Raw genomic sequence first — 12,993 nt, 5'->3', positions numbered from 1 at the left:
TTAGCCGGCACTCATCAATGACGACTAACAGCCCCCTCACATCATCGTGACACAAGCGTGGTTGCAACCGTTCTGGAGCGCCAGGCAAAAGCCAACACCATCAGTAGGCCCAGGCCCGCCATTGCCGCTCCGGCCAGGGAAATCGCCGGATAACCCAGTCCGGCATTGATCACGGCTCCGCCCAGGGCCGCACCAATCGCGTTGCCGAAGTTGAAGGCCCCGATGTTCACCGCCGAGGCTAGATTGGGCGCGTCCTTGGCGGCTTCCATGACGCGCATCTGTAGTGGCGGCACCAAGGCAAAACTGGCGATACCCCATATCAGGATGGCAACGGCGGCCGGTAGCGGCCAACGCATGAGTACGGTGAACGCGAGCAAGACGAGAATCAGCACACTCAGCGAAACAATCAGGGTGCGATCGATCGAGTGGTCAGCGGCCTTGCCACCCCACATGTTGCCCAGCGTCAACCCCACACCAAACAGCACCAGCATGGCTGTGATGTAGGCGCTGGACGCATGGGTCTCGCTGCTGAGGATCGGTGCTATGTAGGTGAAGACGGTAAACATTGCACCCGAGCTGACGACGGTGAGGGCCAATGCCCCCAGCACCGGGCCGCGGCCCAGTACGCGAATTTCGGCCAGTGCACCGATACTTCGCGGTGCTGGCAGATTGGGCAAGGCGAACCACAATGCGGCCATGGCCACCACGCCGAGGCCGGTAATACCCCAGAATGCGGTGCGCCAACCCAACAGTTCGCCAAACCAGGCGGCCAGCGGCACACCGCCGATGGTCGCCAGGGTGAGGCCCATGAACATTGCCGCAACCGCCCCGGCACGTTTTTCCGGGGCGACCACGCTGGCGGCGACGATGGAGCCAACGCCAAAGAACGCCCCGTGGTTCAGTGATGTCACCACCCTGGCGACCATGAGGCTGTAGTAATCGGTAGCCAAGGCTGACATCAGATTACCCAGGGTGAAAATGGCCATGAGTCCGATCAGCAGATAGCGTCGGGGAATCCTGCCAGTGGTCAGGGTCATCAGCGGCGCGCCGAGTAGTACGCCCAGGGCGTAAGCACTGACCAATAGGCCTGCGGCGGGAATGGAAACGCCGAGATCTGCAGCGATGCCCGGCAACATGCCCATGGGGGCGAACTCGGTAACGCCGATGCCAAAGGCACCAATGGCGAGTGCGACAAGTGGTGGATTGATACGCATGGAAGGCTCCTTATCTGTGCTGCTAATGCTACGATCCAGCCTTTTCAGGCGGTAGATAGTATTTTTGGCAATCACCTTTGCGTAAGGGGCACAAATGGATTTCAACGGTAGATCAGGTGAAATGGGCGTGTCCACCACCGTGGCGCAGGAAGGCAGCCTATCGGCCGCCGCGCGCGTATTAGGGCTGACACCCTCGGCGGTCAGTCGGATTATCACGCGTACCGAACAACGTCTTGGCACCCGACTGCTGTTGCGCACCACCCGGGCGATCACCTTCACCGCCGAGGGCGAGGCTTTCCTGCGCGGTGCCCGGCGTATCCTGGCTGACATGGACGAGGTCGAAGAGGCCATCGCCGACCAGGGCGTACCCAAGGGGCGATTGCGAGTCAGCGCTGCCCTTGGCCATGGGCGGTTGGCCATCGTTCCCTTGGTGGCAGCATTCAGCGCCCGCTATCCGAACATAGTCGTCGACCTCACCCTCGGCGACGAAGTGGTCGACATTCTCGGCGGCCAGGCCGACGTGGCAGTACGTTTTGGCCATCTGCCCGACAGCCCGCTGGCCGCGCGCAGGATCGGTGATACCGGCCAGGTAGTGGTGGCATCGCCTGAGTATCTGCAACGCCACGGCATCCCCCTGGAACCGGAAGACCTGCTACGACACAACTGCCTGCGCTTCAACTTCCGGCGTGCCGAACCCAATTGGCCGTTCATCCGTGATGCAAGAGCGTTTTCCCTGAAGGTCAGTGGCAACATCGAATGCAGCAGTGGTGAGGCGCTGGCACAACTCGCCCGAGTAGGTGCAGGCATTGCGCGTATCGGCGAGTTCAGCGTGAGCGAGGACCTGCAACGCGGCGACCTGATACCGCTGCTGCAAGCCTGGAACCCCGGCGACCATGAACCGATTCATGCGGTATTTGTAGGTGGCTCGGCAATGCCGGCGCGGGTTCGGTTGTTTGTGGATTTCTTGCTGGAGCATCACCGAATGTAAGCGGTGACGTCCCCCGATCCTTTATCAACATGTTCCGCTCAATCATCCGATGACACCCATTGTCAACAATCTCAGTCAACAGACCGGCAAACACGTATCAAGACGTGTCACCACGCCGGCGGTGGCGGGCCGCCTCACGCGCGGGCTAGTGCGGATGATCAAGCCGCGATAAGTTCACCATACCTTCAGGGTATCCCTTTAGACCTTATCCATATTGGACGCTCGCTACGCCACGCTTCAGCCTGAGGCCAATAACTATAAAGAGGCGCACCATGACCGTGCTATTGAGTGAGCGCAGCCAGATTTTCCAGCGGGCCGATGCCTACGCGGTATCGGACTATGTCAACCAGCATGTGGGCAGCCACTGTATCCGCCTGCCGCCCAAGGGCCGGCCCATGGCGAGTATCAGCCACCGGACCTTTTCCAGCCTGGACTTGTGCCGGATCAGCTACGGCGCGCCAGTGCGGGTCACGTCGGTGGCGCTGGAAACGATCTATCACTTGCAGATCCTGCTGACAGGACACTGCCGCTCCAACTCCCGGGGCGAGGAGCATATCTTCGGGCCGGGCGAGATCTTGCTGATCAACCCGGATGACCCGGTGGACCTGACCTATTCCGCTGACTGCGAAAAATTCATCATCAAGTTGCCGGTGCGCCTGCTGGAAAACGCTTGCCTGGCGCAACACTGGACGCTGCCGCAACCGGGTATCCGTTTTGCGGCTGCGCGCCATGCGCTAAGTGAGATGGGCGGTTTCCTGCCGTTGCTGGGGCTGATCTGCCACGAGGCGGAAAACGCCGCCGAGCCGCAAGTGCAGGGGCTGTATGAGCGGATTGTGGCGAATAAGCTGCTGGCACTGCTGGCCAGCAACGTGTTGCGGGTGATCCCCCAGGCGGCTCAAGGGGGCGGCTTCGAGGCGGTGCGCGAGTTTATCGAAGAGCACCTGGGTGAGGACATCAGCATCGAGCAACTGATGGCAGTGGCCAAGGTCAGCGAGCGTTCGCTGTACAGCCTGTTCGAGCGCCAGGTTGGCCTGTCGCCCCGTGACTATGTGCGCCGGCGCAAGTTGGAGCGGGTGCATGCGCGCTTGCAACTGATCACGACGCGCAGTGTGACGGAAGTGGCGCTGGACCACGGCTTCATGCACCTGGGACGTTTTTCCGAGGCCTATCGCAAACGCTTTGGCGAGCTGCCTTCGCAGACCTGGAAGCGCCATCGATAAGCGGCTTGCGCCAGCCGGATACTGATTTGCAGGAAGCGGATATTGGGGAGGAGGACGAACACGTACGGTGAGGGCGCCTGATACAAGAACAACGGAGGGCCTGCCCCATGACCAGTACACTCGACCGCCTCGCTGTACAACTGCGCGAGTCCGTTCAGGAAGATCCCGCTACCGGGGTGTTCCGCTGCCGCCGCGATATCTTCACCGACCCCGACCTGTTCGCCCTGGAGATGAAGCATATCTTTGAGGGGGGTTGGATCTACCTGGCCCATGAAAGCCAGGTGCCCGAGATCAACGATTACTACACCACCTGGATTGGCCGCCAACCGGTGGTCATCACCCGTGACAAACAGGGCACGCTGCACGGGCTGGTCAACGCCTGTGCCCACCGTGGCGCCATGTTGTGCCGGCGCAAACAGGGCAACAAGGGCTCATTCACCTGCCCATTCCATGGCTGGACCTTCAGCAACGCCGGCAAGCTGCTCAAGGTCAAGGATGCGAAGACCGGCGCTTATCCGGACAGCTTCGACTGTGACGGCTCCCATGACCTCAAGCGCCTGGGCCGCTTTGAAAACTACCGCGGTTTCCTGTTCGGCAGCCTCAGCGAGGCAGTGCCGGAACTGAGCGATTACCTGGGCGAAACCCGGGTCATCATCGACCAGATGGTCGACCAGGCCCCCTTGGGCCTGGAGGTGCTGCGCGGCAGTTCGTCCTATGTCTACGATGGCAACTGGAAGCTGCAGATCGAGAACGGCGCCGACGGTTACCACGTCAGCTCCGTGCACTGGAACTACTCGGCGACCATGGGCCGGCGTAATTACGAGGCTGAAGGTACGCGCACCGTCGACGCCAATGGCTGGTCGAAAAGCCTGGGCGGGGTCTACGCCTTCGATCACGGGCATATCCTGCTGTGGACGCGCCTGCTCAACCCCGAAGTGCGCCCGGTACATGCGCACCGCGATGCCTTGGCCGAACGCCTGGGCCAGGAACGTGCCGACTTTATCGTCGACCAGACCCGCAACCTGTGCCTGTACCCAAACGTGTACCTGATGGACCAGTTCTCCACGCAGATCCGCGTGGTGCGGCCGATTGCGGTCGACAAGACCGAAGTGACGATCTATTGCATGGCGCCGATTGGCGAAAGTGCCCAGGAGCGGGCGACGCGTATCCGCCAATACGAAGACTTCTTCAACGTCAGCGGTATGGGCACCCCGGATGACCTGGAGGAATTCCGTGCCTGCCAGACCGGCTACCAGGGCGCGAGTACCTTATGGAATGACCTCAGTCGTGGCGCCAAGCAGTGGGTTGAAGGGGCCGACGAAAATGCCCGGGCCATGGGCATGCACCCGCAACTGAGCGGGATAAAGACCGAGGACGAGGGGTTGTTCGTGCGCCAGCACGCGCACTGGGCCCAGAGCCTGCAGCGCGCGATCCAGCGTGAACAGCAAGGCCTGATCGCCAGCGACCGGGAGCTGCAGCCATGAGCCTGTCCCGTGACCGTCTGCTGGATTTCCTCTACCGCGAAGCACGCCTGCTGGATGACCGCCAGTGGGATGAATGGCTGGCGTGTTATTCGCCCAAGGTGGAGTTCTGGATGCCCGCCTGGGACGACTACGACACCCTCACCGAAGATCCGCAAAGCGAAATCTCGCTGATCTACTACCCCAGCCGTGACGGCCTGGAAGACCGCATCTTCCGGATCAAGACCGAACGCTCCAGCGCCAGCACGCCCGAGCCACGCACCGTGCACATGATCTGCAACCTCGAAGTGCTGGCCGACGATGGCACCCAGGTGGAGCTGCGTTTCAACTGGCACACCCTCAGCCATCGCTACAAGACCACGGACAGCTATTTCGGCACGTCCTTCTACAGCCTGGATATGCGCGGCGAACAGCCGCTGATCACGCGCAAGAAGGTGGTGCTGAAAAACGATTACATCCACCAGGTCATCGACATCTACCACATCTGAGGACACCGCCATGACCTATGCCATTGCCCTGAACTTCGAGGATGGGGTGACACGTTTCATTGACTGCAAGGTGGGGGAGAAGGTCCTCGATGCCGCCTTCCGCCAGCGTATCAACCTGCCCATGGATTGCTCGGACGGTGTGTGCGGCACCTGCAAATGCCGCTGTGAAACCGGCGCCTATGACTTGGGCGACGACTATATCGAGGATGCCCTGAGCGCCGATGAAGCCCAGGAGCGCCAGGTGCTGACCTGCCAGATGGTGCCGCAGTCCGATTGCGTGATTGCCGTGCCGGTGCCGTCCAGTGCCTGCAAGACCGGCACCACGCACTTTGCCGCGACACTGGCCGGCATTGTCCGTCACGCCGATGCCGCGCTGGAAGTGAGTTTCGAGCTGGATCAGGCCCCGGTGTTCCTGCCCGGCCAGTACGTGAATATCGGTGTGCCCGACAGCGGGCAGACGCGTTCGTATTCTTTCAGTAGCCGCCCTGGCGATACCTACGCCAGTTTCCTGATCAAGCATGTGCCGGGCGGGTTGATGAGTGGCTGGCTGGAACGCGCGCAGCCAGGCGACAGCGTGCCAATGAGCGGGCCACTGGGCAGTTTCTACCTGCGAGAGGTCGTGCGGCCGTTGCTGTTATTGGCCGGGGGTACCGGCCTGGCGCCGTTTCTGTCGATGCTCGAAGTGCTGGCGCAACGCGGGGAAGACCGGCCGATCACGCTGATCTACGGGGTGACGCGGGATCAGGACCTGGTGCTGGTCGAGGCCCTGCAGGCGTTCGCCGCACGCTTGCCCAACCTCGACGTTGTCACCTGCGTGGCCGATCCGCAGACCGCGCACCCGCGCCAGGGCTACGTCACCCAGCATATGGCCAGCAAGGCCCTGAACGACGGCGATGTAGACGTCTATCTGTGCGGGCCGCCGCCGATGGTCGATGCGGTGCGCCAGCATTTCAAAACACTCGGGCTGAGCCCGGCCAGTTTCCATTACGAGAAATTCACCCCCAACGCTGTCGCCAGCTGCGATGCGGCCTGAGGAAATCAGCATGAATCCACGTTTTGACAGCAAGGTCGCGCTGGTCACCGGCGCCGCCCAGGGCATTGGTCGGCGTGTCGCCGAGCGTTTGCTGGAAGAGGGCGCCTGGCTGGTCGCAGTCGATCGCTCGGAACTGGTGCATGAACTGCAGCACGACCGAGCGCTGACCCTGACTGCCGACCTTGAGCAACATGCCGAGTGCGCCCAGGTGATGGCCGCTGCCAAGGTGCGTTTCGGACGCATCGATATTCTGGTCAACAACGTCGGCGGGACCATCTGGGCCAAGCCCTTCGAGTACTACGCCGAAGCGCAAATCGAAGCCGAAGTGCGCCGTTCGCTGTTCCCTACGCTGTGGTGCTGCCATTGCGTGCTGCCTTACATGCTGGAGCAGGGCAGCGGGGCCATCGTCAATGTGTCTTCGGTCGCCACGCGCGGGGTCAATCGCGTGCCCTATGGCGCGGCCAAGGGCGGGGTGAATGCCCTGACCGCCTGCCTGGCCCTGGAGACCGCCGGCAGCGGTATTCGCGTCAATGCCACCGCACCGGGTGGCACCGAGGCACCGCCACGCCGCATCCCGCGCAACAGCCAGCCACAGAGCGCGCAGGAGCGCGTGTGGTACCAGCAGATCGTCGACCAGACCCTCGACAGCAGCTCGATGAAGCGTTACGGCAGCATCGACGAGCAAGCGGGCGCGATTTTGTTCCTGGCCTCGGACGAGGCCTCCTATATCACCGGCGTGACCTTGCCGGTAGGAGGTGGCGACCTCGGCTGATTCGCCTTCACCTGCAGACATTGACTCACAACAACAATAAAGAGAGCACTGCCATGCGTACCCATGACGTTCATTCGATTATCGATAATGCACCTTTCAACCGCTTTCACTGGCTGATCGTGAGCCTGTGTGCCTTGCTGTTGATCTTTGATGGCTATGACTTGTTTATCTACGGCGTAGTCCTGCCCTCGATCATGCGCGAGTGGGGGCTCACGCCCTTGCAGGCCGGCGCCCTGGGCAGCTATGCGCTGTTCGGCATGATGTTCGGCGCGCTGATCTTCGGCACCCTGGCCGACCGCTTCGGGCGCAAGAAAGGCATCGTCTTTTGTTTTGCGCTGTTCAGCATCGCCACCGTGGTCAACGGCTTTGCCAGCAGCCCCACCGAATTCGGTATCTGCCGCTTTATCGCCGGGCTCGGCTGTGGCGGGCTGATGCCCAACGCGGCCGCGCTGATCAACGAATATGCGCCGAAGAAAGTCCGCAGCACCTTGATGGCCTTCATGTTCAGCGGCTATTCCCTGGGCGGCATGCTGGCGGCCAGTGTGGGCATCTTCATGCTGCCGGCCTACGGCTGGTCGTCGATGTTTTTTGTGGCCGTTATCCCACTGGTGTTGCTGCCGCTGATTGTGCTCTGGCTGCCCGAGTCCATCGGTTTCCTGATCCGCCAGGGTCGGATGGAGCAGGCGAGGGCGTTGCTCAATCGCTTGTCGCCGGGCACCCGGATCGATGCCGAGGACGAGTTGCTCGTGACAGACAGCAAAGGCAAGGGCGCCTCGGTGATAGAGCTGTTCCGTCATGGCCTGGCGGTACGTACGGCGATGATCTGGACGGCGTTTTTCTGCTGCCTGTTGATGGTCTATGCCTTGAGTTCGTGGCTGCCCAAGCTGATGGCCGGGGCCGGTTATAGCCTGGGGTCGAGCCTGTCGTTCCTGATTGCCTTGAACCTGGGTGGCATGGCCGGGGCGCTGATCGGCGGGCGCTTGGGCGATCGGTTGAACCTGGTGAAAGTGGTGATCAGTTTCTTTGCCGCCGCAGTGGTGTCGATCAGCCTGTTGGGCATCAACAGCCCGATGCCGGTCCTGTATCTGCTGATCTTCATCGCGGGCGCCACCACCATCGGCACGCAAATCCTCCTGTATGCCGGGGCGGCGCAGCTCTATGGCCTGTCGATTCGCGCCACGGGCCTGGGCTGGGCGTCCGGTATCGGGCGCAATGGCGCGATCGTCGGCCCGTTGCTGGGCGGCGCGCTGATGGCGATCGAACTGCCCCTGCAACTGAACTTCATGGCCTTTGCCATCCCCGGTGCCATAGCAGCGCTGGCGATGACGGTGTTTGCCCTGAATGAACGGCGTACCCGTATTGGCCTGCCGGCTGCCCAGGCGCTGTAACCGTTCTAACCGTCGATAATAAAAACAAAGAGCAACGACATGAACACACAACGAATCTGGCTTTCCCTGCTAGGGCTGCCCCTTGCCGCAACGGCTGGCGAGGGTGGCTTTTTCGAGAGTTCCACCGCCACCTTGCAGGCCCGCAACTACTACTTCAGCCGCGACTTCTCGGACATTGTCGGCGCCAACCAGCAGTCCAAGGCCGAGGAGTGGGGCCAGGGCTTTATCCTCACCTATAAATCCGGTTACACCCCAGGCCCGGTGGGCTTTGGCCTGGATGCGCTGGGCACCCTGGGTCTCAAGCTCGACAGCAGCCCCGACCGAGTCAATAGCGGCTTGCTGCCGGTCAAGGACGATGGCCGTGCCGCTGACAACTACAGTCGCCTGGGCCTGACCTTCAAGGCGCGGCTGTCCAGGAGCGAACTGAAGGTCGGTGAGTTGCAGCCGAACCTGCCGGTACTGGCCTTCAGCGACATACGCCTGCTGCCGCCCAGTTACCAGGGGCTCAGCATCAGCTCCAGTGAAATCACCGGCCTCACCCTGCAGGCCGGGCACTTGACCAGCACCAGCCTGCGTAATGAGGCCGGTGATGAAAAAATGCTCGCCATGCTCGGCCATATACCGCAGCGCGGGGCTCAGAGTGATGCTTTCAACTATGCCGGGGGCGACTACACCTTCAATGGCAATCGCAGCAGCGTCAGCGCCTGGCATGGGCAGTTGCAAGACATCTATGCCCAGGACTTTGTCGGCTTCAAGCACAGCCAGGCGGTCGGAAACTGGGTGTTGGGCGCCAATTTGGGCTACTACACTGCGCGGGAGGATGGCGACCAGTTGCTCGGCAAGATCGATAACCAGGCGTTTTTTTCGCTGCTGTCGGCCAAGCGCGGTGGCCATACCTTCTACGTGGGTTATCAGGCCATGTATGGCGACAGTGCCTTCCCGAGGGTATTTGCCAATGTCACGCCATTGGGCAATGAAGTGCCGACTTACGAGTTCGCGTATACCGACGAGCGTTCATGGCAAGTGCGCCATGACTACGACTTCGCCGCCTGGGGGATGCCGGGGCTGACGACCACGCTGCGCTATATCACGGGCGACAATGTGAGTACCGGCGCTGGTTACGAAGGGCGGGACCGCGAGCGGGACCTGGATATCGGGTATGCCGTGCAAAGCGGCGTGCTCAGTGGTTTGGGTATCCGGGTACGTAATGTGATGGCACGCTCTAATTACCGCAGTGATATCGATGAGAATCGGCTGATCCTCAGTTACACCTGGACGCTGCTTTAAGACACTGTCCGGGCAATTGATTGCAGCCACCGATAAGCGGGCAGGGCATCAGGCCCAGCTCGCTTGGCTGGACCCAGATCAGCGGAACCTGACGTTCAGCCATAACCCGCTAAAGCTGCCAAAGGGCAACCAGGTAATATCACCGACGAACGTATTGGCAAGTTGCGTGGCTTCAGACTGTGGGGCCTCCAGATTGCCCAGGACCCCCGATGTCGAACAGGCCGAGAATATCCCCGGGGTAACTGGCCGCTGCCTACACTGGGTTAACTCACTAATCGAAGGACATAGAATGCTGATCGTCTTTAGCGGCCTTCCCGGCACCGGAAAAACGACTATCGCCAATGATCTCGCTGCTACGACAGGTGCCGTGTACCTGCGCATTGATACGATTGAGCAGGCGATTCGAAACTCTGGTGCTCTTGCACAAGATGTAGGGCGCAGTGGTTATATGGTCGCTTATGAGCTTGCGCGGAGTAACCTTCGTTTGGGCCGCACGGTCATCGTTGATTGTGTCAACCCCGTCATCGAAAGCCGAGTCGCGTGGAGCGAAATCGCCTCTCACTCTGGTGTTCGCTTAGCAAATATCCAAGTGATTTGCTCCGATAATCATGAACATCAGCGCCGGGTAGAAACAAGAGTGGTTGATATTCCCGGTCTGACTCCGCCAACCTGGCAGTCTGTACTGGATCATGAATATGAGCCGTGGGACAAAGCTCCGTTTTGCATAGACACAGCACTGACCTCTTCAGTGCAAGCGGTCTCGATGATCATCAACCGATTCCTGGCCAGTGAGTAGCGTCGGCTAAGCCCAAGGTGAGGCCGGGCGGTTAAGGACGCCTCTTAGCCTTAAGTGAACTGAGCGATCACTTCGTCCGTGGACGTAATAACTAGATGTAGGATTTTGTTCATCGTGCTTCACGTGCAGACTGGCCAGTCGTTTGATCGCCAGAGAATGAGAAGACGCTGGACCACCGCAACATACCCAGGATTATTTTTCCCGTCCCAGCTCGGACGATCAATGGCGTCCTGCACGTCAAGGATAACCAGGGGGATAGGGCTGGATTGATCCTTCATATAATTTCAGTTCCTTTAGGTGGGGCGAGCGGACTGAGTTTGCTGTAACAATCCGCCCCCAGCAACTGGTCGAAAATGAATCCCCTCTAGAACCTGCTCTCTGTATCCGATAGTAATGTGGTCTGTAAAAAACCAAGCCAGAATGCATGACGTCAAGGCGACTTAACCGGACGCTTAAATGTGGAATCCATCACGATGAACCCGAATATTGACCCTCAACCCGTATGTAGCCCGATCACCAGCAGCGCCATTTTCATGGTCGCCACACTTGCCCCTGGCAACGATGCGGCCAGGACGGTACGGAAATGGTGCGGCGATATCGCAGCCCTCACGCGCTCGGTCGGCAAGCGCGTGCCCGACGGCAACTTGACCTGTGTGTGCGGCTTTGGATCGACGGCCTGGGATGGATTGTTCGGCAATCCACGCCCGGCCGCCCTGCATCCGTTTCAGGCAGTTGGTGTAGCAGGGCGCATGGCGGTTGCCACGCCTGGGGATGTGTTGCTGCACATTCGCGCCGATCGCATGGACCTGTGCTTTGAACTGGCCGCGCAAATCATGGTGGCCCTGGGCGATGCGGTGACCGTGGTTGATGAGGTCCAGGGTTTCCGCAATTTCGATATGCGCAGCATCATTGGGTTTGTCGACGGCACCGAGAACCCAACCGGGCGCAAGGCCGTCGGTTTCACCATCGTCGGTGACGAAGATCCGGCATTCAGTGGTGGCAGCTATGTGCTGGTGCAGAAGTACCTGCACAACATGACGGCTTGGAACGCCTTGTCCACAGAGGCCCAGGAACGGGTGATCGGGCGCACCAAACTGTCGGATATCGAGCTGGCAGATGAGGTCAAGCCGAGCAACTCACACAGTGCCTTGACCACCCTCACCGAGGATGGCGAGGAAGTGAAAATCCTGCGCGACAACATGCCGTTCGGCCGGCCGGGAGCGGGGGAGTTCGGTACCTACTTCATCGGCTATGCGCGTTCGCCGCAGCCCTTGGAACGGATGCTTGCGAACATGTTTGTCGGCCTGCCTGCCGGCAACTATGACCGGTTGCTGGACTTCAGTACGGCGGTCACTGGCAGCTTGTTTTTCGTGCCGTCCGCTGACTTGCTGGAAGAGTTGGCTGAGCGTGAGCCATAAGCGTCAGGTAAGGCTCACTTCGCCACGGCCGACATCAGCAACTTGCGAATCTCCCCGGTAATCGCACTTTTGGTGCCTTGCTCCAAGATCCCCACCCGGCGTACTGCCAAGTCGCCGGGCAGCGGCAGGACGCGCAGGCTGGGGTCTTTGTCCCAGTCAAAGTTCTTCAACAGCGGCACGATCGCCACCCCGACTTGCTGGCGGACCAGGTCGGCGATGCCGATGATCGAGTTCAGTTCGAGGATTTCCAACGGTTCGACCGATTCACTCTTGATGATCGACTGCACCTTGCGGCCCACGGCGGTGGACCTGTCATAACGGATGAACGGCTGAGTCCTGAGCAATTCCACGGCATCGTTGATACCGGCGGTCTGTGTGGTATTGGCGAGCATGACGATGGGCTCGTTGTAGAGCAGGGTCCAGCTCAAACCGTCGAAGTTTTGCCGCGCCGTCTCGATCAGCAGGGCCGCATCGAGCTTGGCGGCGTGCACCAGGTTGACCACTTCATCGGAGCGCGCGGTCATCAGGTTGACCGATATGCGCGGGTGCAGTTTTTTCAGTTGCACCAGGCAATTGGCGAGCAGGCCCATGCCCGAGGTAATACCGCCGATGGACACTTCGCCCTCCATGGCCATGTCATCGGGTGCCTCGGCGATCATTTGCTCGTAGTCCGCCAGCAGGCGCTTGGCCTTGGGCAGCAACAACACGCCATCGCGACTCAGCTTGATCTGCCGCTGGCTGCGGTCGAACAGCGGCCGGCGCATCTCTTCTTCGAGGGCGCGCATTTGCAGGCCGACGGCGGCGTTGGTGAGCGCCACCCGGTCGGCGGCGGCGGCGAAACTGCCGTACTCAGCGACGGCGATGAACGTCTTGAAGAAACGGATGTTGCTCATAGGGAGGCCCGTAGT

12 protein-coding genes are annotated in these 12,993 nt (G+C 60.6%); 10 read left to right on the top strand and 2 right to left on the bottom strand.

Features of this window, described 5'->3' with window-relative positions; all coding sequences use genetic code 11:
* Nucleotides 1-41 precede the first annotated feature (41 nt).
* On the bottom strand, nt 42-1,214 hold the full coding sequence (locus H097_RS14190) for an MFS transporter (protein WP_032860476.1): 1,173 nt from the start codon (nt 1,212-1,214) through the stop codon (nt 42-44).
* Between the two features lie 94 nt (nt 1,215-1,308).
* On the opposite strand from H097_RS14190, the gene H097_RS14185 reads away from it, so the two are divergent.
* The 10 genes from H097_RS14185 (at nt 1,309) to H097_RS14135 (ending at nt 12,085) form a co-directional block, all read left to right on the top strand.
* Nucleotides 1,309-2,202, top strand: a complete 894-nt coding sequence (locus H097_RS14185) for a LysR substrate-binding domain-containing protein (RefSeq protein ID WP_032860475.1) — start codon at nt 1,309-1,311, stop codon at nt 2,200-2,202.
* A gap of 272 nt (nt 2,203-2,474) precedes the next feature.
* Complete coding sequence (locus tag H097_RS14180) at nt 2,475-3,422, top strand: AraC family transcriptional regulator (protein WP_032860474.1); 948 nt, start codon at nt 2,475-2,477, stop codon at nt 3,420-3,422.
* Nucleotides 3,423-3,529: 107 nt separating this feature from the next.
* Nucleotides 3,530-4,906, top strand: coding sequence for a Rieske 2Fe-2S domain-containing protein (locus H097_RS14175; RefSeq protein ID WP_032860473.1), 1,377 nt, complete (start codon nt 3,530-3,532; stop codon nt 4,904-4,906).
* A complete protein-coding gene (gene benB, locus H097_RS14170; protein WP_032860472.1) occupies nt 4,903-5,391 on the top strand; it encodes a benzoate 1,2-dioxygenase small subunit in 489 nt (162 codons plus the stop codon). The genes H097_RS14175 and benB overlap by 4 nt, the downstream gene beginning before the upstream one ends.
* 10 nt (nt 5,392-5,401) lie before the next feature.
* Nucleotides 5,402-6,424, top strand: a complete 1,023-nt coding sequence (benC, locus tag H097_RS14165; RefSeq protein WP_032860471.1) for a benzoate 1,2-dioxygenase electron transfer component BenC — start codon at nt 5,402-5,404, stop codon at nt 6,422-6,424.
* A 10-nt stretch (nt 6,425-6,434) separates the two neighbouring features.
* The gene (locus H097_RS14160) at nt 6,435-7,196 is read left to right on the top strand and encodes a 1,6-dihydroxycyclohexa-2,4-diene-1-carboxylate dehydrogenase (protein ID WP_032860470.1); all 762 of its coding nucleotides are present in this window, start codon (nt 6,435-6,437) and stop codon (nt 7,194-7,196) included.
* 53 nt (nt 7,197-7,249) lie between these two features.
* Complete coding sequence (locus tag H097_RS14155; RefSeq protein WP_032860468.1) at nt 7,250-8,584, top strand: aromatic acid/H+ symport family MFS transporter; 1,335 nt, start codon at nt 7,250-7,252, stop codon at nt 8,582-8,584.
* A gap of 39 nt (nt 8,585-8,623) precedes the next feature.
* Nucleotides 8,624-9,871 (top strand): OprD family porin, encoded by a 1,248-nt coding sequence (locus tag H097_RS14150; protein WP_032860467.1) that lies wholly within the window; start codon nt 8,624-8,626, stop codon nt 9,869-9,871.
* 289 nt (nt 9,872-10,160) lie between these two features.
* Nucleotides 10,161-10,667 (top strand): AAA family ATPase, encoded by a 507-nt coding sequence (locus H097_RS14145; RefSeq protein WP_032860466.1) that lies wholly within the window; start codon nt 10,161-10,163, stop codon nt 10,665-10,667.
* 473 nt (nt 10,668-11,140) lie between these two features.
* The gene (locus H097_RS14135; protein ID WP_032860465.1) at nt 11,141-12,085 is read left to right on the top strand and encodes a Dyp-type peroxidase; all 945 of its coding nucleotides are present in this window, start codon (nt 11,141-11,143) and stop codon (nt 12,083-12,085) included.
* 14 nt (nt 12,086-12,099) lie between these two features.
* Here the strand turns inward: H097_RS14135 and H097_RS14130 are convergent, their stop codons facing one another.
* Nucleotides 12,100-12,978, bottom strand: coding sequence for a LysR family transcriptional regulator (locus H097_RS14130; RefSeq protein ID WP_032860464.1), 879 nt, complete (start codon nt 12,976-12,978; stop codon nt 12,100-12,102).
* Nucleotides 12,979-12,993: the final 15 nt, after the last annotated feature.

It is taken from the genome of Pseudomonas sp. FH4, from assembly GCF_000510915.2.
GTDB classification, from domain to species: Bacteria; Pseudomonadota; Gammaproteobacteria; order Pseudomonadales; family Pseudomonadaceae; genus Aquipseudomonas; species Aquipseudomonas brenneri.
The sequence above is the reverse complement of the archived record's forward strand: the minus strand, read 5'-3'. Positions and strand labels throughout refer to the sequence as shown.